Raw genomic sequence first — 21367 nt, 5'->3', positions numbered from 1 at the left:
GGATTTATTTCTACAATTACTCAAACATCCCCTTCTCAGAGAGCCCGATGATTAATACAAAATGCGTTTTGCCCGGCTGTCCGCATGATCGAGATTGTAGAAAACATTTTTGCCCTGGTAACGAGCCTGATCGTCTAGTTCTTCTTCAATCCGGAGGAGTTGGTTGTACTTGGCGACCCGGTCGGTCCGGGAAGGAGCGCCGGTTTTGATCTGTCCGGCATTTGTGGCAACGGCCAAGTCGGCGATGGTCGTGTCATCTGTTTCACCGGAACGGTGAGAGACAACAGCGGTGTAGCCGGCCCGCTTGGCCATTTCGATCGCTTCCAGCGTTTCTGTCAGTGTGCCGATCTGGTTGACTTTGATCAGGATCGAGTTGGCCACACTACCGGCGATCCCTTGAGCGAGGCGTTTCGTGTTCGTCACAAAGAGGTCATCGCCGACCAGTTGGACTTTTTTGCCGAGGGCTTTCGTCAGTTTGGCCCAGCCTTCCCAGTCATCTTCGGACAAGCCGTCTTCGATGGTGATGATGGGGTATTTTTCGCAAAGGCGGCTGTAGAAGGCGATCATCTCGTCGTCGCTGTAGGTGACGCCTTCACCGGAAAGGACATATTTGCCGCCTTGATAAAGTTCGGTCGCCGCCACGTCGAGACCGAGGAATACATCTTCACCGGGACGATAGCCCGCTTTTTCGATAGCTTCCAGGATCACCTGTAAGGCTTCTTCGTTGCTCTTTAAGTTAGGGGCGAAACCGCCTTCGTCGCCGACAGCCGTGTTCAATCCCTTGGCTTTGAGCACTGATTTTAAGTTATGGAAGATTTCCGCGCCCATCCGCAGACCTTCGGCAAAAGAACTCGCGCCTACGGGCAGGACCATGAATTCTTGGATGTCTACGTTATTGTCAGCATGGGCACCGCCGTTGAGGATGTTCATCATCGGCACAGGCAGTTCTTTCGCGTTAACACCGCCGATGTACTGGTATAGAGGAAGGCCGAAATAGTTGGCAGCAGCTTTAGCGACGGCCAGCGATACGCCGAGGATGGCGTTAGCGCCGAGCTTGGCCTTATTCGGTGTGCCGTCGAGTTCTAAAAGGATACTGTCGATTCCATTCTGGTTGGTAGCATCGTGCTGACATAGAGCAGGCTTGATCAGGTTCCGCACGTTTTCGACAGCTTGACGGACCCCTTTGCCCAGGTAGCGGCTTTTGTCGCCGTCTCGCAGTTCGACGGCTTCATAAGCACCGGTCGATGCACCGGAAGGTACGGCAGCCCGGCCCATGGTGCCGTCGACGAGCCAGACTTCGACTTCCAGGGTAGGGTTGCCACGGGAATCAAGAATTTCCCGGGCTTTGATATCATTGATGACGCTCATTGTAACATCCTCCGAATCTTTTTTCCTGATTTTTTCTATCTATTTTCCTTGCTAAACATATATCTTTATAAACTGTTCCTGCCTAGCTTTTCCTTTAGGTCATTAATCGACCTGAATCAAACTTGTCCCCGTCATCTCGACCGGTTTAGGAAGCCCCAATAGTGCCAACAACGTGGGAGCGATATCCTGTAAGCTCCCGTCATGGCGAAGTGTTGCTGATTTCTGTTGATCATCGATCAGAATAAAAGGGACTGGCGAAGTCGTATGGGCGGTAAAAGGGCCGCCCTGCTCATCGACCATCTTTTCGGCGTTGCCGTGATCGGCCGTGATGACGACCGTCCCCGATTGTTGCCGGATGGCTTCGACGATCCGGTCCAAGCTGGCATCGACCGTCTCTACCGCTTGCCGGGCTGCCTCGATGATACCGGTATGACCGACCATATCGGCGTTGGCAAAGTTCAGGATGTACAAGTCCTTGTCGCCGATCGCCAAGCGCTCCAGCAGGGCTTTCGTGACTGCCGGTGCAGACATCTCGGGAAGCAGATCGTAGGTGGCTACCTTCGGCGAAGCGATGAGCACTCGCTCCTCACCGGGGTACTGCGCCTCTACCCCGCCATTGAAAAAGAAAGTTACATGAGCGTATTTCTCCGTTTCAGCCACTCGCAACTGCTGCAAGCCTTGCTTGGAGAGCCATTCGCCGAGGGTATTGGCCATCGTGCTCGGCAGAAAGGCCACCGGGACTTCAATGGTCTTGTCGTATTCGGTCATACAGACAAAATCGACGATCGGATTTCCCTCTCCCCGGTCAAATCCTGCAAAGTCTTTATCGACAAAAGCGCGAGTGATCTGCCGAGCACGGTCGGGCCGGAAGTTGATAAAAACGACAGCGTCGCCATCGTTCACAACGGAGATGGGACAGCCCTGGTCATCGATGATCACCGTCGGCTGGACAAACTCATCCGTTTCACCGGCTTGATAGGCCAGTTCAATCGCTTCTGACGGAGAAACCGCCTTCCGGCCTTCTCCCCGCACCATCGCCCGGTATGCTTTTTCAACCCGTTCCCAGCGATTGTCCCGATCCATGGCGTAATAGCGGCCGGAAATGGTCGCGATGATTCCCAGGTCCAATGCGTCCATTTGAGCAAGCACTTTGCTCAGATATTCGCCGGCACTGGACGGCGGCACGTCTCGTCCATCTAAAAATGCATGTACATAGACCTGTTTTAGGCCCTGCCTTCGGGCCAGTTCAAGGACGGCGATCAGGTGATTTATGTGGCTATGTACCCCGCCGTCGGAGAGCAAGCCCATGACGTGGAGGCTTTTCCCCTGCGCCTTGACCTTCCGCACCGCTGCAAGCAGAGCCGGATTCTCGAAAAAGTCGCCCTTTTTGATCGACTTAGTGATTCGGGTCAATTCCTGGTAGACGACACGGCCTGCGCCCATATTCAAGTGGCCCACTTCGGAGTTACCCATCTGTCCTTCCGGCAAGCCCACGGCTTCACCGGAGCAGGCGAGTGTCGTCGAAGGGTACTCCTTCATCCAATGATCCATGTTAGGCGTTCTAGCCATAGTTATGGCGTTGCCGGTCTTTTCATCCCGCTGACCCCAGCCATCGAGGATGATGAGGGCTACCGGGCGTTTTTTATCGGACATGACCGGAACCCTCCTTACTTACACGGGAGACAACATCTATCGTTTACTTTTGAAAAACAAATGGTAGACAGGCTGTCGGTAAATAAACCGTGGAAACTTCGATTGAATATTTAGGCTTTAGCTCCATCGATGATTCCTTGGAAGTCTTCGATTTTCAAGCTGGCTCCGCCGACCAAGGCGCCGTCGATATCCCCCTTGGCGAGCAGATTTTTTGCGTTCGACGGCTTGACGCTGCCGCCGTACTGGATGCGCACAGCTTCAGCTGCTTCCGTACCGAAAACTTCAGCCACGACACTGCGAATGTACGCGTTGACCTGTTGAGCGTCATCGTCAGAAGCCGTCCGTCCCGTACCGATCGCCCAAACCGGTTCATAAGCGATCACCAGGTCAGCCACTTCTTGAGCCGAGAGGCCAGCCAAGCCGCCTTTTGTTTGCGTGGCGACGACATCTTCCGTTTGTCCCGCTTCCCGTTGTTCCAGCGTCTCGCCAACACAAACGATAGGGATGAGTTCATGAGTGATGGCGGCTTTCACTTTTTTATTTACCGTTTCATCTGTTTCTCCGAAATACTGGCGCCGTTCCGAGTGGCCCAGCACGACGTATTTACATCCGGCATCTTTAACCATGGCCGGAGAGACTTCACCGGTGAAAGCCCCTTGCACTTCCCAATGCATGTTTTGCGCAGCCACAGCGACAGGGCTGCCTTGCACTGCCTTTGCGACTTCAGTTAAAGCCGTAAAGGGCGGGCAGATGACGATTTCTAGAGACGGATTCGGGTTTTGGCTCTTAATCGCTTCGGCCAAAGTAACCGCTTCGGCGATGGTTTTGTGCATCTTCCAGTTGCCGGCGATGATCGTTTTGCGCATGCCTGAACGCTCCTTACGATAAATCGATTCATTTTATAAGCACAATTGAAATGAGACCATTTCGGTCGCCTAGTGCCCCTTACAGGCATAATCGAGGGTGTAATGACGAAGCGCGCCTAGTCATTACACCCTGATTTGTCACCATGTCTCGTCTAAGTGAGCCATCACCTAGAACGGAAATGGTCAGATAGAATCCTTCAATGCAGCCACACCGGGCAACACTTTTCCCTCTAAGAATTCGAGAGACGCACCGCCGCCGGTGGAGATATGGCTCATCTGATCGGCTACCCCGACTTTGTTGACAGCAGCTACGGAGTCGCCACCGCCGATGATGGTCGTACCTTGGCATACGGCCATGGCCCGGGCCACCGCTTCCGTTCCTTTGGCGAAGTCGTCGATTTCAAAGACTCCCATGGGACCATTCCAGATAACGGTGGCTGCTTTTTCGACAACCGCTGCATAAGCGGCAGCTGTCTTCGAACCGACGTCTAAAACCATCCAATCCTCTTCGATAGATTCAATGGCTACGGTCTTCTGGTTAGCACCAGCTTTGAATTCCTGGGCGACTACGACGTCGGTCGGCAGCAGCAGTTGTACACCTTTGGCTTTCGCCCGGAAGATCAGTTCGGTGGCCAGTTCCACTTTATCCGGTTCCACCAGGGACTTACCGATCTCGTATCCCTGCGCCCGCAGGAACGTGTTGGCCATTCCTCCGCCGATGATCAGGACATCCACTTTGGTCAGCAGGTTTTCAATGACACCGATCTTATCGGAAACTTTAGCCCCGCCGATGACCGCGGCAAAGGGACGTTCCGCCTTGTCAAGAGCCTTGCCCATCATCATCAGTTCCTTTTCCATGAGGAAACCGGCGACTGCAGGAAGGTAATCGGCGACGCCTGCCGTAGAGGCATGGGCCCGGTGGGATGTGCCAAAAGCGTCGTTGACAAAGACGTCGGCCAGTTCGGCCAACTGCTTCGCATAGGCCGGATCGTTTTTGGTTTCTTCGTTATAAAAACGAACGTTCTCTAAAAGAAGCACATCGCCATCGACCATGCGATCCACAGCAGCTTTCACTTCGGGTCCGATCGAATCATTGACCTTGATGACTTCTTTGCCGAGCAGTTCCGAGAGACGCTGAGCAACAGGCGTCAAGCGGTACTCTTCGGCGACCTGTCCCTTCGGCCGGCCCAAGTGGGAAGCCAAGATCACCTTGGCTCCCCTTTCGACGAGGTATTGGATCGTCGGTAATGTCATCCGGATGCGGGTGTCATCGGTGATGACGCCGTTTTTCAAAGGAACATTGAAGTCCTCTCGCACAAAGAGGCGCTTGCCTTGAACATCAATATCGCGAATGGACTGTTTCTGCATGATTTAGAGCCCCTTTTCGGCCATCATGGCAGCCAGGTCAACGACACGGTTGGAGTAGCCCCACTCGTTGTCATACCAGGATACGACTTTGACCATTTTGTCTCCCAAGGTCATCGTCGACAGGCCGTCGATGATGGAGGAGTTCGGGTTGCCTTTGAAGTCGTTCGATACGAGAGGCAGTTTGCAGAAAGCTAAGATACCTTTCAGCGGTCCTTCGGCTGCTTCTTGCAGGGCGCTGTTGATCTCTTCCACGGTAGCCGGCTTAGCCAGGTTGACGACCAGGTCGACGACAGAGACGTTGGGCGTCGGTACACGCATGGCGAAACCGTTCAGTTTGCCTTTCAGTTCAGGCAGTACGAGAGCGACCGCTTTGGCAGCGCCTGTGGAAGTCGGGATAATCGACATGGCGGCAGCGCGAGCCCGGCGGAGGTCTTTATGGGGAAGATCTAAGATCTGCTGATCGTTCGTATAGGCGTGAACGGTGGTCATCAAGCCTTCGACGATACCGAACTTCTCATGAAGCACTTTGGCAAAGGGAGCTAAGCAGTTAGTCGTGCAGGAGGCGTTGGAGACGACGTGATGGTTGGCAGGATCGTATGTATGGTCGTTTACGCCCATGACGAAGGTGGCATCGATGTCTTTACCCGGCGCAGAGATGATGACTTTTTTCGCACCGGCTTGGATATGCTTGCTCGCGTCAGGACCGGAGACGAAACGGCCAGTCGATTCAACGACGATATCGACACCGAGTTCTTTCCAAGGGAGTTGACCGGGGTCTCTTTCGGCACATACCTTGATCTCTTTGCCGTCGACATAGATGGACTTTTCGGATACTTCGACTTCACAGGGCAGTTCGCCATGGATGGAGTCATATTTGAGCAAATGAGCCAGCGTTTTGGGATCGGTGAGGTCGTTGATGGCGACGATTTCGAGGGGAGAGCCGGCATGGAACATGTTCTTTTTCAGCATGGCCCGCAGTACGTTACGTCCGATTCGACCAAACCCGTTGATGGCAATTTTTGTAGTCATTTTTGTATTCCTCCTAAAATATTCTGATAGCCTTTTAAAAATAGGCCACCAACAGGTTCTTAAACCTGATTGGCGGCCTTTTCTACAACTCCCGGCAAAATATCAAGTTCTATAAGCCAATGAAAGCCGTGAGGTCTAGGGAAGACATCGCATTGTAAATGGGTTAGTTTTTGCTAAGGATCACAACGCTTTTCTGCGAGTTACAGAACTCTTGCCATTCCCCGGTAGATCAAGCCCCGCTGTCCATCGACAGTCACTACTTCTCCCGTCTTAAAGATCGATGTGGCATTGTCCACACCGACGACGACAGGTACTTTATACTCTAACGCCATGATTGCGCCATGAGAGGTGAGCCCGCCTTCTTCGCAGACGATAGCGGCGGCATGCTTTAGGTAGGGCACATAATCAGAGTCTGTACCGATGGCCACCAGGATTTCACCCGGTTTCAGTTCAGCAGCCTCTTTGGCGGTGACACAGACCCGCACCCGGCCGGCTACCGATTTGGCGATGATCCCTGAACCCTGGGCGGCGGCCGTCCCGACGGTATGGATTTTCATCAAGTTGGTCGAGCCTTGGACGCCGACCGGTACTCCAGCGGTGATGACGACTAAGTCGCCACCCTTGACGACGCCATGGTCGACTGCGGCATCTACCGCCGAGGAGATCATCTGGTCCGTATCGATGACTTTTTCTGTGAGTAAGGGAACGACGCCCCAGACGAGAGCCAAACGGCGCATGACAGCCGGATCGGGTGTGGCCGCAACGATGGGAGACTTGGGCCTGTAACGGGCGATCATCCGTGCGGTGTAGCCGCTAGCCGTCGCTGTAACGATGGCGGCCGCATCGAGTTGGTCCGCTGCCACACAGACAGATTGTCCGATAGCATCAGTCACATTGTTCCGTTCGCCCTGATGGGGTTGTCCCCAGGTCAGCGCTTCTTCGGCACGGCGGGCGATACGGTCCATCGTTTTGACGGTGATGAGGGGATATTTTCCGTTGGCCGTTTCACCAGAGAGCATGATGGCATCGGTACCGTCGAAGATGGCGTTGGCCACGTCGCTCGCTTCAGCCCGGGTGGGACGAGGATTGTTGATCATGGAGTCGAGCATTTGTGTCGCTGTGATGACGGGCTTGCCTAAGCGGTTACACTGGGCGATCAGGGATTTTTGAATGATGGGGACTTCCTCCGCAGGGATTTCTACACCCAGGTCGCCCCGAGCAACCATGATCCCGTCGGAGGCATGGACGATCTCATCGAGATTATCGATGGCTTCTCTGCTTTCGATCTTGGAGATGATGTCGATGGTCGCACCGGCTTCTTCGAGGATCTTGCGAATGGCGAGTACATCAGCCGCTTTGCGGACGAAAGAGGCGGCGATAAAATCGACCTTCTGGGCGATACCGAACTGGATATCGGCGATATCCTTTTCGGTGACCGACGGGAGGTTGATTTTGATCCCTGGGACGTTGACGCCTTTTTTATTCGATACTTTGCCGCCGTTGAGCACGCGGCAGCGAATCTCCGGTCCTTCGACCGATTCCACTTGCAGTTCAATGAGGCCGTCATCGATGAGAATCTTGTCTCCTGTTGTGACGTCCTGTGGCAGGTCTTCATAGGTGATGGAGACTTTTTCAGCATCGCCTAATACCGCTTCGGTGGTCAGCGTGAAGGCTTGCCCGGCTTCGAGCATGATGGGCGGTGCGGCAAATTCACGAAGGCGGATCTCGGGACCTTTCGTGTCAAGGAGAATGGCCACGTTCATTCCAAGTTCGGCAGCAGCCTGGCGGATGTTTTCCATCCGCTGGCCGTGCTCTTCATGAGAACCGTGGGAAAAGTTGAGGCGGGCCACGTTCATGCCAGCACGCATCATATCTTTTAAGGTTTCGATATTTTCGCTGGCCGGCCCGATGGTGCAGACGATTTTCGTTCTACGCATTCCTTACCCCTTTCTGGATCACTGGCCCCTTACTTGGGCAGGTAACTGGGGAGGCCGTACGCTTCGGCCAGCAGTTGAATGGGATGGTGAATCGGCAGTCCGCTGAGGTGGTTGATTTGCAGTTGGCACATGCCGCATTCGGTGATGTTCTGGGTGACACCAGCCTCTTGGATCGCTTGGACCACGTTCTGGCCGATTTCCTGGCTGATGGGGTACTTTTCTTTCTTGAATCCATAACTGCCGGAGAGGCCGCAGCAGCCCGCTTCAAGGTTATGAACTTCTAGTTGAGGAATGAGGCGCAGGATTTCGAGGGATGGAATGCCAAAACCGACAGACCGGAGGTGACAAGGCTGATGGTAGCCAAAGCGTTGCGGCAGCGCCTTGAGGCGTGTGTCAAGTTTTCCTGCTTCGTGGAGCATGAGCAGGTATTCAAAAGCATCATAGGTTTCGTTGTTGATACGTACGGTGTCCATATCGAAAAGTTCATGGTATTCCTGCCGCAGGGTCAAGTTGCAACTCGGGCAGGTCGTGATGATTTTGTAACCCTTTTCGATGTAGCTGTTCAGTTTCGCCACGTTGTTTCGAGCGTACCCTTTGGCGACCTCGGTGAGGCCGTTGGAAACGGTCGGCAGGCCGCAGCAGTTGAAGGAGTCGACCACCATTTCGATGCCGTTATGAGCAAAGACTTCCGCTAAAGCAAGACCGACTTGAGGAGTGTAGTAGTTTACATAGCAGCCAGGGTAGTAAAGGACTTTTCCTTTGGGGTTGTTGATTTTTTTCGGCTTATATTGCTGGAGGAAGGTGCGGCTGGCAAAACGGGGAAAAGGCATGTCAGCAGCCACGCCAAACGTGGCTTCACCAATGGCCCGGAAGGGTTTTACATTGGCAGCCCAGTTGACTAACGCAGGGGCGATTTGAGCGGCTTTACAGATCAGTTCCACTCGGCCTAAGACCTGGTCCCGAATGGGTGCCCCGTGGAGGGCCACATATTCTCCTTTGGCCTTGCAGTTCATGGCTGAGACGTTTACACCGGAGGGACAAACGACGTCACAAGTTTTACAGTTGCTGCAGTACTCGATAGAAGGATGGACGGCCCGTGGTTCGTCGAGACGGAAGCGTTCTAAGTCCGGTCCGTTTTGTTTGGGGCCGGCATATTTATCAGTCACCTTGACGACGGGGCAGTTGGCCACGCAGATCGAGCATTTGATACAGTTGTCTAAGATAAGATGTTTGTCATGCTTCTGGGTCATCGTGACACCTCCCCAGCCAGTTTCCCGGCCTTAAAGCCCGATGCCAGGGCTACGCCGTTGCCGCATTTTTCGATCGAAAATTCGCTGCCCGCCAGATTGGCACCAGTGACGAGGACATTCTCGAGGATCACTTTGCTTTGTCCATCGACGGGCTGCAGACGATCGTTCACATCGATACCGAAACGGTTGAAAGGGTGACCTTTGAGGGAGAGGAATTCACCGGAAGCCCACTTGCCATCACCAGTATTGATCGGCAGGCCGAAGATCGTTTCTTCGATTTGGCCCGGTTTCGAATCGAATCCGCCGCCGACGAAGGAACCCGTCGCCAAGATGTAGGTCTGGGCTGATATGGTGAAGGTCTTGCCGGCACCTTCTGCGGTAACATGGCTGCAGCGGTTTCCCGCCACTTGGGCACCGGTGACGGTGCTGCTAAGAATCACGGTAACGCCTTGATTTTTCAGGTATTTCAGGAACAAATCTTGCAGGCGCTGTCCAGGCAGGGCTGGGGGAAGGTTGGTCACTTCGTAGACGGGACAACCCAAACCTTTCGAGATTAGGCCAGCCACGTCAATGTCGCGACGCTCACCCAGAGCCGGCGGGAAGAGGACGATGGCTCCCGGTTTGATCAAGGGTTTTAGCTGCCGGATCACTTCTCGCTGCCCTTCCGGCTGTTCTAAGCGGTGGGCCAAGGAAGTGGCATAGAGTTTTTTCCAGCCGCTTTTTAGGTGGGCCACAGTGAGTTCACAGTCGGGACGCAGAAGCTTGCTTTTTTTCAAGTTCGTCACCAGCACTTCCGGATAAAAATCCTTCAGTTCGTCAAAACCGGCAACGACGATTTGTTTTACTTTATTTAAGTCTTTTACGGCCATCGAAGTTGGAGCCAGGTAGGTCGGCCGCAGGGTGCCAACAGCGGTGGGTAAGAGCCAGTTCTCTCCCCCATTGTCTCGATAGGTCAGTCCGTCCTTATCGCAAATCCCCTGGAAGAAAGTCAAGCTCTCTTTCAAGACGTCGTAGACTTTGGCATAAGGGTGACTGGGGTTTTGCTCGACCACCTTCTGAATCTGGGCAAAGGGGCTGCCGCAAGGCTGCTTCGGGTTGTCCACTTCGTAACCCCAGAGGTCGATGCAGCCCGAGGTAAGACTCAATGTTCCCATGCCCTTGGTGAGCAAGGTGACCTTCTTCCCAGACTGAGCGGCCCTAGCGGCGGCCATCATTCCGGAAAGGCCGGCGCCGATGACGAGAACGTCCGTTTTTTTATTCATCATTCATACGCTCCATTCCGAAGAGTGAGCAGAAAATGCCTGTCGATAGTTGTGTTTCCCGTAGTTGTTGACCCCAGAGAACGGGCCGAATGCCCCGCCAGCGGTTTTGCAGGAATTCGGTGATGAATTCACGGTGGCCTACGGTAAACTGGGGATTATTGCCTAATGCCCCTAATGTGCGATAGCTGCAGAAGATGCCTTGACAAGTTCCCATGCCCATCCGAGTCTTGCGACGGATATCGCTCAAGGTCTTGCTGTCGCCGTCTTTGGCGACATAATCGATTTCGGATGCACTAACCAGTTCGCATTCACAGAACATTCGGCGCATGGATGGGTCTTGCTCGGCTTTTTCCACGACTTTTCCGTAAGCATCGCCAAGCCGCTCCGCTGCTTTTTTGTATCCAGGAACGCCGAAGACTTTTTTGCCCCGTTCCAGCATTTCTGAGGTGACCGGTTGGGTCAAAGGCTCTTCAGCCGTCCGGCAGGGAGTGTTGTTGCCAAGCTTTTTGGCGGCTAAGTCGACGGTCTTTTCCGCCATCAACCGGTAAGTGGTGAATTTACCGCCGACGATGCTGACGAGACCTTTGAGACCATCTTTTTGTTCATGGTCGATGAGAGCAAAGTTCCGGGTCACTGCACGACCACCTGCGCCTTTGTTCGCCTGGTAGAGAGGACGTACACCGGCGAAGGCACGGATAATGCGGTAGTTATCGATATTCGGCATCGTCTCACGGCCGATATTCAGCATGTTTTCGACTTCAATCTCGCTCGGTTTTGTGGAATTGGGATCTTCTACAGCGATAGAAGTGGTACCCAGGAGGGTGATTGTGCCGTGGGGGACGAAAATATCAGCGTCCCCCGGCGGCCGTAAGCGGTTGACCACCTGGTTTGTCAGGCGGTGGTTGAAGGCAAGCAAGGTTCCTTTATCTTTAATCATGTGGATTTCCAGTCCGGCCATGGCAGCTACTTCTCCGGCCCAAGCGCCGGCAGCATTGATGACCATTTGGCATTCCACGGAGGTGATTTCTCCATTGAGGGTGTTCGTCAATTCGACTCCGGTGATGGCGCCGTTCGCCCGGTACACGGCAGAGAGCTTATGATAGGTGACCATCTTGGCTCCGTAACGGCGTGCCGAGTTGACGTTGCTCCAGAGGAGGCGGAAGCCGTCTACAGCGGCGTCAGGAGTGCTATAGGCTTTTGTGATGCGTGGCGATAAGACAGGGTACTTTTTCAACAGTTCTTTGATGTTCAGCTCTTCTGTCTTGATACCCGATTCAGCACAGGCTTTTACCCACTTCTCGGCATAGGCCGGATCGTCTTCAGGCAGTGCTGCGAAAAGGCCGCCTGTCGGTTCGACGCAGTCCGAGGCGATGCGGCGAAGGATCATGTTCTCTTCGAGACACTCTTTGGCTGCTTCCTGATCTTTGACGGCGTACCGACCGCCACTGTGCAGCAGCCCGTGGAAGCGGGAACTGGTGCCGTGGGCTAAGTCGCCCTGCTCCACCAGGAGAGCCGATATCCCCCGCATGGCTAAGTCCCGAAGGATTCCTGTACCGGTGGCGCCGCCACCTACGACGACGACTTGTACTTTCTCGGTTGCCATATTTCAACCTCCGTTGCTGTTAAAGGTGCTGTTTTTTTATATGAACAAAGCCGCACAATCCAGGGCGGGCCCTGGGATCGCGCGGCTTCTCCATCTCACAAGCCGAATATCAAGTTGTCCATCAGTGGATCTTATATATCAATGGCTCTGACGAGCGTCCGAATCGTCATGTTTGTTGATTTGTTTTTATTGTATTCATTTGCACTAATTTGCACAAGATCTAAAATGACTACTTTAGTGTTTATTTTGCAAGAAAATTTTAGCTTAGGGGTACAATCTATCTGCTAGAGGATACAGTGTAGGCCACACAGTGCCGGGACTGTATCCCGGACACTGTGTGGTAGAACTTTCATGAAGAACCTCGTAGAGAAAAGGCGATTAGTCTTCCAGTTCCCAGTCCATGCTGCGGGTCACAGCACGTTTCCAGCCACCATAGAGTTTGGCCCGTTTTTCTTCGGCCATTTCGTTTTCGAAACGATTGTCCAGCTTCCAACGCTTGGCCAGCTCTTCTTTGGATGTCCAGAAGCCAACAGCCAGACCGGCCAGATAGGCCGCACCAAGAGCCGTCGTTTCGATGACTTGCGGGCGATCGACGGGAACGCCGAGGATGTCCGCTTGGAACTGCATGAGCAGGTTGTTGGCAACAGCGCCGCCATCCACTTTGAGCGCTTGCAGTTTGATCTCGGAGTCAGCTTCCATAGCGCCCAGGACGTCTTTGGTCTGATAAGCCAGAGACTCCAGGGTAGCCCGGATGATGTGAGCCTTGGTGGTACCGCGGGTCAGACCGACGATAGCACCGCGAGCGCGCATATCCCAGTAGGGAGCGCCGAGACCAGCGAAGGCAGGAACCATATACACGCCGTCGGTGTCTTTCACTTTTCCAGCGAAGTATTCCGAATCAGGAGCAGCTTCAAGGATTTTCAGACCGTCGCGGAGCCATTGGATAGCGGCGCCGGCGATGAAAATGCTGCCTTCCAGAGCATATTCGACTTTACCGTCGAGACCCCAGGCGATGGTGGTCAAGAGACCGTTTTTGGAGTCAAACAGTTTGTCGCCGGTGTTCATGAGCATGAAGCAGCCGGTACCATAGGTGTTTTTCGCCATGCCGGGCTCGTAGCAAGCTTGACCGAAGAGGGCAGCCTGCTGGTCACCAGCGACACCAGCGATAGGAATGGAATGACCGAGGAAATTGTCAGGAGCTGTGCAACCATAGACCTCACTGGAAGGACGAACTTCGGGAAGCATGGAAGCAGGAACATTCAAGGCTTCCAACAGTTCGGCGTCCCATTTCAGTTCACGGATGTTGTACATGAGGGTACGGGAAGCATTGGAGTAGTCGGTGACATGAACCTTGCCGGCGGTCAGCTTCCAGATGAGCCAAGTATCCATGGTACCGAACAACAGGTCGCCTTTTTCGGCACGCTCACGGACGCCTTCCACGTTGTCCATGATCCACTTCACTTTAGTGCCGGAGAAGTAAGCGTCTACGACCAGACCGGTTTTCGTCCGGAAAGTTTCTTCCAGGCCGCGAGCTTTCAGTTCGTCACAGATAGCGGTGGTACGGCGGCATTGCCAGACAATCGCGTTATATACAGGCTTACCGGTATTCTTGTCCCAAACAACAGTCGTTTCCCGTTGTTTGGTGATACCGATGGAAGCGATATCTTCGGGGTTGATTTGCGTTTTGGCGATCAGTTCGGCGATAACACCAAACTGGGTGCTCCAAATTTCTTCGGCGTCATGTTCCACCCAACCGGCTTTCGGATAGATCTGGGTGAATTCTTTTTGGGCGACACCGACGATGTTGCTGTCTTTGTCAAAGAGGATTGCACGGCAGCTAGTAGTACCTTGGTCTAAAGCCATTATAAATTTTTTGCTCATTGAACCAGACACTCCTTCTTTTCTGCTTTCATTTCATTGAATTCAGTATACATGCCGGAGCGAAATAACTTAAGAAAAAGCCTGTTCAGAAAGATGATTACAGAACGATTATTTTACAAAGAAGGTGGCGTAGAAGACAGCACCGGCTACTGCACCGATGATCGGACCGACGACAGGAATCCAGGAGTAGCCCCAATCGGAGCCGCCTTTACCAGCGATAGGGAGAACGGCATGGGCAATCCGGGGAGCCAGGTCACGAGCAGGGTTCAACGCGTATCCGGTAGTTCCGCCTAAGGACATACCAAGAACAGCAATCAGGACAGCAACCGGAAGGGGTCCAAGACCTGCCGCCCATGGGTTTGCGCCAATGGCCAAGATGCCGAGAACAAGCATTGCAGTAGCGACGATTTCACTGAAGAGGTTGTTGGGGACACTGTAGATAGCAGGACCGGTACAGAAAACAGCCAGTTTAGCGCCTTTATCCTCAGTTTCTTTCCAGTGGGGTAGGAAGAAGAGATAAACAAGAACAGCGCCAATGAAACCACCGATCATTTGGGCAGCGATATAGGAAGGCACTTGTTCCCAAGGGAATTTACCAATCGCAGCCAGACCGATCGTTAAGGCAGGGTTTAAGTGTGCGCCGCTGTATTGGCCTACAGCTGTGGCGCCCATCATAACGGCAAAGGCCCATGCTAGGGTGATGACAATCCAGCCAGCATTTTGAGCTTTTGATTTGTTGAGTACCACGTTGGCAACAACACCGTCACCGAGAAGAATGAGGATCGCTGTACCGATGAGTTCACCCATAAATGGCGACATTGATTATTCCTCCTTGTATAGCTTCCTTTTGTTCTTTTTAGCTTGGAACCAACGGATCCGTTTGGCAGACTTTTCGTTTCTCTCTCTCTTTTCAAAACGCTCCGTTACTTGAATTCGAACTTCATTCCCCTTGCTGAGTATACCGTTTGGCGGTAACCTCGAAGCACTTAGAAAAATCTATCTATCCTCCTTTCAATGTGCATATTATAACAACCACTATCGAACCACAATAAATTTGCGAAAAATCTGCAATAATCTGCAATAAGATTGCAACAATTTGCAAGGATTCGCAAACGGGTGATCCCGCGGCTGCTATACACAACTGAAATCGAGAAAGGAGGTGGAAAAATCAAAATCCCCTAACAGGGCACGACGGGCGTCGTGTCCTCTTAGGGGTTATCTCCATTACTCCTAACCCAATATCAAGTTCTTAGTTATAACATTCGTCATCATACCACGAATTCCTGCTCGAATGTTAAAAAAATTATAATTTACTGGACCAAAGATGTCGTAGGCTTGTGGACACGGCGTCTATCCCTTTGCCCAAGGCCTCTTTCAGGGATTCTTCCGTTTTTAGGAGGCCCCCGGCCAATACGGGAAGTCCGAGCGATTTTTTTAAGTCGTCGATGACAAATTGAGGTACTGTCGCCGGCATGATCTCGACGGCATTCGGTCTGACGTCGCCAGCCACGCGGATGGCCGTTTTTAACGACTCCGAATCGACGATGAAGATACGCTGTACGACCCACAAGCCTTCTTCGATAGCAAACTTGGCCAAATTCGACTTGGTCGTGACGACACCATGAATGCCCATGCGTTTTAAGAGGTGGATTCCTGCCTTGTCTTTACCTACCCCTTCAATGAGGTCAATATGGACAAGCAGTATTTTATCGACAGCCTTTACCCGCTTAACCACTGTAGGAACATGATTAATGTCACTGCCGAGCAGGAAAATCGTCTGGATATTCGGGTGCCGAAGAACTTCTTCTAAATCTTCCAAGCGTCGAATAGCCCCGCCGACTCTTTTGCCCTTCATGACCTCTTGCAAGAAGTCCATCTTACGCCTCCATCGGAAACCAGATTGTGCTTTTCATTAGTTATATTCCCTCGTGGGAACGTAACCATTACAGACACGGTGCGGCGTTTTTCTCTTGTTTCATTAGTTCAGAGCATCCCCTCCATGCTCCAGTTCGATCATTCTCCATCAGAATATTATCTCCTGCTTCAACAACAGATTCAACAAGAGAAAAATAAAAGGCGCTGGTTCAATAAACCAACACCTTGAATCGGTGGTCTTATATCCTGTGCTGTAATCTAGCCTTTCTGCGGAAGCCAGCGTTCCAAGACTTTTTTCAAAAGATCAACATCGATGGGCTTGGTAATAAAGTCATCCATTCCTGCGGCGAGACATTTTTCACGGTCTTCCTGCAACACGTTAGCTGTCATCGCCACGATAGGTGTGTAAGGGCCTTCCTTGGCCTCCCGCTCCCGAATCTGTTTTGCCGCTTCAAAGCCGTCCATGATCGGCATTTGACAATCCATTAGGATGAGGTCAAAGGGGTGTTCCGCAGCCATATAGGCGGCCTCTTGGCCGTTGATCGCTAGTTGCACCCGTTGAGCACCGAGCTTGCGCAGTTGGAGAAGGAGCAATTCCTGGTTGATCGGGTTGTCTTCGACCAACAAGATTTCCCCTTCGACAAACCGGATCGACTCCTGACTTACGGCTGTCTCTGGTGCGATTGGATTGCCCTTGAGCTCTTCTATTCCGATGAGTTCCCAGTACGGTTCATAGGGGATAGTAAACCAAAATGTCGATCCCTTGCCAGGTTCACTGTTCACACCGATAGTCCCATCCATGAGCTTAACGAGCCGCTCACATATGGTCAAACCGAGTCCTGTCCCCCCGTACATACGTGTCGTCGAACTGTCCGCCTGGGTGAAGGGGGCGAAGATGCGTTCACAAGCTTCAGGCGCAATCCCAATTCCCGTGTCGGTGACAGAGAAATGGACCATCTTCTTCCCGTCAGGATTAACTTCGAGGGCGATGGCGAGAGAAATGCTTCCCCTTTCTGTAAATTTCACCGCGTTTCCGAGAAGGTTAAGCAGGACTTGGCGCAAGCGCACTGAATCACCGAGGATGACCGGAGCCATGGTCGAGCTGATTTTCACATCAAGACGCAGCCCTTTCGACTCCGCCTTTCCAGCCACCACACTTGTCGACTCCCGAGCGAGTTCTTCAAGAACAACCGGTGTCTTCTCAATCTCCATTTTGCCTGCCTCTATTTTAGAAATATCGAGAATATCGTTGATGATGTGCAGCAAAAGACGGGCTGAGTCACGGATAATGCCCGCATAATGTCTCTGTTCTCCATCAAGGGGGGTATCCAACAGCAGATCGGTCATCCCGATGATCCCGTTCATAGGAGTCCGGATCTCATGGCTCATGACAGCCAGAAATTCGCTTTTTGCCCGATTGGCGACCTCGGCTACATCGGCCTTATACTGGCTCTCACGCAATTCTTCTGTCATTTCTTGATGGCGGGCCAGCATGGTCGTGAGGGCAATACAAAAAACGGTAATAATAATGCTCGCCATCAAGGCCCAAAAGTAATAATTCGCCCGGTGGGTCTCATAGTTGTCAAGGGCTTCCTGCTCGGACACAGCGACGACAACGGCAAAAGGATATTCCTTCATTGTCCGGTAGGCGTAGATACGCTTAACTTGGTCGACAGGGCTGTCGATGATGATATTTCCGTTTTTATTTTCAAAAATCGTTCGAAAAAGGTCGCTGGAACCGATGTTTTGACCTACCTCGGTGTTACCTCCCGACTCACGGGCGCGGATCACTCCGTCAGTCCCTACAAGGGCAACCAATCCGTTCTTATGTAAGTCCACTTGCCGGTAAAACTGCGAGAAATAATTGGGATCCACCGATACGAAGACAACACCGCCAAAAGAACCATCGGGTTTATTGATCCGCCGAGTCATTTGTACAGACCACCGGCCTGCTCCACTCTCCATGGCAGGTCTGCTGATATATATTCCCGTATTAGTGTTTCTTTGGTGAGAAAGAAACAGTTGTCGTTCTGTGAGATTTACAGGAATCGTCTTTACACTGCTGTAAACGATCGATCCCTTTTCGTCAACGACGCCGTACCAGTGAATGATCGGGTTGGTGATGATTCCTTGCCGAACAATGCGTTTGATACTTTCTGAGTTGGGGGCCTCTTCGTACTGTGTTTTCAGGAGCATCAAAGTTTGGTCTACATTTTTAATCGTGCTGACCACATGCTCTTCAAAGGCTCTCGCCAAATTGGCATTTTCCCGAATTGTTCGCTGAATTTCCGTTTCTTTATCGGCGCCCACTTTAACGATGATGACCGCCCATATCAAACAAGACAAAAGAATGCCAAAAAGAACGATAATGGAATAGATGCTAGTTCCGCTTACTTTCTCTTTGAGCCCTTCCCCTGATCCGGTTCCTACTTCGTCCATCATGATACCTCCGATATTGCCGCCCGATCCCAGTGAGTCACTCTTAACATCTTCTTTGACAAAAGAGAGCATTTTCCTTTTACTCTAGAAAAATCTATTAAAATGATATTAATTGCAAGTGAAAAAGGCCCCTTACAAGGCCTCTCGTTTCAAGTATCGTAACAGGACTATTCCCACGAATCCACCGGTGATCGCGGTAAACAGTTGAGGTAAGGAAAGAGCATTCGCCACTGCAGGCCGTACCTGGATGACGTAATTGACTGCCAACGCCATAAAAGAAAACTTTAATAGAGCACCCGCAGCGAGACCGAGCCAGTCGCTTTTTTTCCTCAACGTATAAAAGACGGTACAAAACAGGATATTTCCCACAGCGATAACCGGTAAAACGATGGCGAGGGGCATAATCCCTATGAGAAAAGCTAAGACCGGCGTCAAGGAGCCGAGAAGAATTCCGCCCAACAGCCCATTGTAGCCTGTAGCGATGATCAAAAGGGCATTGACAGCCGGCCCTGCGATCCATTGAACTTTGATTTGTTGCAACACAAGGGCTAATGCGATCAACACCGCTGTCCGCGTCAACAGTCTCGTATTCATGTATGTTCACCTCAATTAAGCATGTATTAAAGCAACTGCTTTTTCTGTATTCGTCATCACGTAAATTGGACACTACTATTCAAAATTTCTATTTCAAGTTTCATATTCCTGTTTTTTAAATGGGAAAAAGACTGCCGGCATTTCGGCAGCCTTTTTTCTATTCAAAACCGTTCCTGCACAGTCTTGCAAGGAGCTCATGCTTTTTCTTGTACTAAAGTGGAATTTACAGGCTGCTCCGTCTGAATAGTACCTTTCTTAATGCCACTTTCCGCTTGCGAAAGCTGGCTGCATTCGTAAAAGGCATTGTGCGGACAGCCAACACATCGATGGCGATCGATATGGTTTAACGCAGAGGTGATGGCCGCACCGGTTCGCTTGAAGAAATGCTCTTCACCGATACTGTCGTAAAGGCCCGATTTTCGCAGCAATTCTTCCGGTTGAGGCATGATCCCGGAGATCAGGATCCGTCCTCCCCGTTTACGGAAGTTGTGTACGATATCCTCTAACACCATCTCTCCTGTGGCATCCATCATGGGTACATGACCCATGCGCAAGATGAGCACCTTGGGTTTCGATTGAATGGACTCGGTTAAAGTCTTTTCAAAGATCGCAGCGGCACCGAAGAAAAGTGCCCCATCGATCGTGTAGATCGCGATCTGTGGACAGTCATGGATTGGCGTCACCGCTTCAGGAGCCAATTTTTCGTCAGGTCCCTCCGGGAGAACCTTGCGGATGGCCAGGCTCTCGCTCATTCCATTGATAAACAAGGCTGCCGCGATGATCATCCCGATTCCGACCGCAATAGTGAGATCAAAAATTACGGTCAAGGCAAAGGTGACGATTAAGACGGCCATGTCACTACGAGTGGTACGCAAAAGGTGAAGGAACTCCTTCCGGTCACTCATGTTCCAGGCCACACGCATCAAGATCGGCGACATGCTGACGAGTGGAACCTGAGCGACGAAGGGAGCGAAAACTAAGATCAGAAGAAAGACCGTCAAGGAATGAACGAGGGCAGCCACAGGCGTAGCACCGCCGCTGCGGATATTCGTCGCCGTCCGGGCGATGGCTCCGGTAGCCGGAATTCCCCCGAAGAGGGGCGTCACCAGGTTGGCAATCCCCTGTCCGATCAGTTCGCGGTTACTGTCGTGACGTTTGCCGGTCATACCGTCGGCGACAACACAGGAAAGCAGCGATTCAATGCTGCCTAACGCAGCGATCGTCAAGGCAGGACCGACCATGTTCTGTATTTGATCCAGGGTGACATGGGGCCAATGAAAGGCAGGCAGGCCGCCAGAGAGTTGGCCGAACTTGGAACCGATCGTCTCCACGTTTCCGCCGAAGACAACATGAGCAAAAATCGTCGATACGACGATACCAACCAGAGGTCCAGGCACAGCAGGCACGATTTTGTGCGAGAAGAGCAAACAGACTAGGCAGACTAGCGCCACGGTAATGCTAGACCACTGGACAGTATCTACGTGCTTTGATAGTTCAATGACGTTGTCGATAAAGTCTTTATGTTTTACGACGCCTTGGAGGCCGAGAAAGGTATCCACTTGTCCGAAAAAGATGATCACGGCGATCCCCGCCGTAAAACCGACCGTGACCGGGCGCGGAATGAACTTGATCAAGGCCCCCATGCCGGTTAAGCCCATAAAGATGAGAAAGAGTCCGGCCAGCATCCCGGCGATCAGCAGATTATCGTAGCCGTAGGTCATCATGATAGAAAACAAAAGCGGTACAAATGCGCCGGTAGGTCCGCCGATTTGAACATGGGAACCGCCGAAAAGGGCGATCAAGGCCCCGGCGATAACTGCCGTATAAATCCCCTGCTCCGGTGTAGCTCCCGATGCGATGGCAAAAGCCAAAGCCAGCGGAATCGCTACCATGCCGACGGTGATGCCGGCCACCAAATCTTTACGCAGCTTTTCCATCGAGTACCCGGCCATCCGACCGGTGAATTGAAGTTTTCCCCATGCCGGAAAGTTTCGCTGCATCCTTCTCCATCTCTCCCTTACGCTAAATCAAGTTGAAAAGGACACTGCGAAGGTCCTGCCCCTGTTTCTTGGCAACAAAGTTTATCATAGTGCAAGGGATAGGACCTGGCAAACCGACCCCCAGACTTTCCAAGCCTTGGTATAGCCTATGGAGGCCTCTTGGTGCGCTCATCTTTGATTCTCTCTCAATTGCTCTCTATCTTGACGTAAAACAATCACTTATCCCAGCTAACGGAGTTGTG

The 21367-nt window shown here is 52.2% G+C and carries 15 protein-coding genes; all 15 read right to left on the bottom strand.

The genetic code is table 11. The features are described 5' to 3' along the window. Window positions 1-51: 51 nt before the first annotated feature. The 15 genes from eno to H1S01_RS14475 all read right to left on the bottom strand — a co-directional run bounded on the left by eno (window position 52) and on the right by H1S01_RS14475 (window position 21125). Complete coding sequence (eno, locus tag H1S01_RS14545) at window positions 52-1368, bottom strand: phosphopyruvate hydratase (RefSeq protein ID WP_188041153.1); 1317 nt, start codon at window positions 1366-1368, stop codon at window positions 52-54. 102 nt (window positions 1369-1470) lie between these two features. Beyond that, complete coding sequence (gpmI, locus tag H1S01_RS14540; protein WP_188041152.1) at window positions 1471-3021, bottom strand: 2,3-bisphosphoglycerate-independent phosphoglycerate mutase; 1551 nt, start codon at window positions 3019-3021, stop codon at window positions 1471-1473. A 110-nt stretch (window positions 3022-3131) separates the two neighbouring features. Beyond that, window positions 3132-3887 carry a triose-phosphate isomerase gene (gene tpiA, locus H1S01_RS14535; protein ID WP_188041151.1) on the bottom strand — a complete coding sequence of 252 codons (756 nt, stop codon included), beginning with the start codon at window positions 3885-3887 and terminating at the stop codon, window positions 3132-3134. Window positions 3888-4070: 183 nt separating this feature from the next. Next, a complete protein-coding gene (locus H1S01_RS14530) occupies window positions 4071-5255 on the bottom strand; it encodes a phosphoglycerate kinase (protein WP_188041150.1) in 1185 nt (394 codons plus the stop codon). Between the two features lie 3 nt (window positions 5256-5258). Continuing rightward, window positions 5259-6284, bottom strand: a complete 1026-nt coding sequence (gene gap / locus H1S01_RS14525; protein ID WP_188041149.1) for a type I glyceraldehyde-3-phosphate dehydrogenase — start codon at window positions 6282-6284, stop codon at window positions 5259-5261. A 200-nt stretch (window positions 6285-6484) separates the two neighbouring features. Next, window positions 6485-8221 carry a pyruvate kinase gene (pyk, locus tag H1S01_RS14520; protein ID WP_188041148.1) on the bottom strand — a complete coding sequence of 579 codons (1737 nt, stop codon included), beginning with the start codon at window positions 8219-8221 and terminating at the stop codon, window positions 6485-6487. A gap of 29 nt (window positions 8222-8250) precedes the next feature. Further along, the gene (locus H1S01_RS14515) at window positions 8251-9471 is read right to left on the bottom strand and encodes an anaerobic glycerol-3-phosphate dehydrogenase subunit C (RefSeq protein WP_188041147.1); all 1221 of its coding nucleotides are present in this window, start codon (window positions 9469-9471) and stop codon (window positions 8251-8253) included. After that, a complete protein-coding gene (gene glpB, locus H1S01_RS14510; RefSeq protein ID WP_188041146.1) occupies window positions 9468-10733 on the bottom strand; it encodes an anaerobic glycerol-3-phosphate dehydrogenase subunit GlpB in 1266 nt (421 codons plus the stop codon). The genes H1S01_RS14515 and glpB overlap by 4 nt, the downstream gene beginning before the upstream one ends. Then, the gene (gene glpA, locus H1S01_RS14505; RefSeq protein WP_188041145.1) at window positions 10726-12336 is read right to left on the bottom strand and encodes an anaerobic glycerol-3-phosphate dehydrogenase subunit GlpA; all 1611 of its coding nucleotides are present in this window, start codon (window positions 12334-12336) and stop codon (window positions 10726-10728) included. Before glpA ends, glpB begins: the two co-directional genes overlap by 8 nt. Before the next feature lie 378 nt (window positions 12337-12714). After that, window positions 12715-14217, bottom strand: coding sequence for a glycerol kinase GlpK (gene glpK, locus H1S01_RS14500; protein ID WP_188041144.1), 1503 nt, complete (start codon window positions 14215-14217; stop codon window positions 12715-12717). A 108-nt stretch (window positions 14218-14325) separates the two neighbouring features. After that, window positions 14326-15036, bottom strand: a complete 711-nt coding sequence (locus H1S01_RS14495) for an MIP/aquaporin family protein (RefSeq protein ID WP_188041143.1) — start codon at window positions 15034-15036, stop codon at window positions 14326-14328. A gap of 484 nt (window positions 15037-15520) precedes the next feature. Continuing rightward, on the bottom strand, window positions 15521-16093 hold the full coding sequence (locus tag H1S01_RS14490; RefSeq protein WP_188041142.1) for a glycerol-3-phosphate responsive antiterminator: 573 nt from the start codon (window positions 16091-16093) through the stop codon (window positions 15521-15523). Window positions 16094-16350: 257 nt separating this feature from the next. Continuing rightward, complete coding sequence (locus tag H1S01_RS14485) at window positions 16351-18531, bottom strand: hybrid sensor histidine kinase/response regulator (RefSeq protein ID WP_188041141.1); 2181 nt, start codon at window positions 18529-18531, stop codon at window positions 16351-16353. A gap of 132 nt (window positions 18532-18663) precedes the next feature. Continuing rightward, on the bottom strand, window positions 18664-19125 hold the full coding sequence (locus H1S01_RS14480) for an ECF transporter S component (protein WP_188041140.1): 462 nt from the start codon (window positions 19123-19125) through the stop codon (window positions 18664-18666). A 194-nt stretch (window positions 19126-19319) separates the two neighbouring features. Then, window positions 19320-21125, bottom strand: a complete 1806-nt coding sequence (locus H1S01_RS14475; protein WP_188041139.1) for a SulP family inorganic anion transporter — start codon at window positions 21123-21125, stop codon at window positions 19320-19322. Window positions 21126-21367: the final 242 nt, after the last annotated feature.

The organism is Heliobacterium chlorum, from assembly GCF_014502795.1.
GTDB classification, from domain to species: domain Bacteria; phylum Bacillota; class Desulfitobacteriia; order Heliobacteriales; family Heliobacteriaceae; genus Heliobacterium; species Heliobacterium chlorum.
Note: the sequence above shows the minus strand (reverse complement) of the source record. Positions and strands in the feature narration are given on the sequence as shown.

Coding starts and splice junctions, on each gene's coding strand:
- H1S01_RS14475 (WP_188041139.1), bottom strand. CDS start 21,125: ATGCAGCGAAACTTTCCGGCATGGGGAAAACTTCAATTCACCGGTCGG.
- pyk (WP_188041148.1), bottom strand. CDS start 8,221: ATGCGTAGAACGAAAATCGTCTGCACCATCGGGCCGGCCAGCGAAAAT.
- glpB (WP_188041146.1), bottom strand. CDS start 10,733: ATGAATAAAAAAACGGACGTTCTCGTCATCGGCGCCGGCCTTTCCGGA.
- H1S01_RS14485 (WP_188041141.1), bottom strand. CDS start 18,531: ATGGACGAAGTAGGAACCGGATCAGGGGAAGGGCTCAAAGAGAAAGTA.
- H1S01_RS14530 (WP_188041150.1), bottom strand. CDS start 5,255: ATGCAGAAACAGTCCATTCGCGATATTGATGTTCAAGGCAAGCGCCTC.
- gpmI (WP_188041152.1), bottom strand. CDS start 3,021: ATGTCCGATAAAAAACGCCCGGTAGCCCTCATCATCCTCGATGGCTGG.
- glpK (WP_188041144.1), bottom strand. CDS start 14,217: ATGAGCAAAAAATTTATAATGGCTTTAGACCAAGGTACTACTAGCTGC.
- H1S01_RS14490 (WP_188041142.1), bottom strand. CDS start 16,093: ATGGACTTCTTGCAAGAGGTCATGAAGGGCAAAAGAGTCGGCGGGGCT.
- gap (WP_188041149.1), bottom strand. CDS start 6,284: ATGACTACAAAAATTGCCATCAACGGGTTTGGTCGAATCGGACGTAAC.
- H1S01_RS14515 (WP_188041147.1), bottom strand. CDS start 9,471: ATGACCCAGAAGCATGACAAACATCTTATCTTAGACAACTGTATCAAA.
- H1S01_RS14480 (WP_188041140.1), bottom strand. CDS start 19,125: ATGAATACGAGACTGTTGACGCGGACAGCGGTGTTGATCGCATTAGCC.
- H1S01_RS14495 (WP_188041143.1), bottom strand. CDS start 15,036: ATGTCGCCATTTATGGGTGAACTCATCGGTACAGCGATCCTCATTCTT.
- glpA (WP_188041145.1), bottom strand. CDS start 12,336: ATGGCAACCGAGAAAGTACAAGTCGTCGTCGTAGGTGGCGGCGCCACC.
- tpiA (WP_188041151.1), bottom strand. CDS start 3,887: ATGCGCAAAACGATCATCGCCGGCAACTGGAAGATGCACAAAACCATC.
- eno (WP_188041153.1), bottom strand. CDS start 1,368: ATGAGCGTCATCAATGATATCAAAGCCCGGGAAATTCTTGATTCCCGT.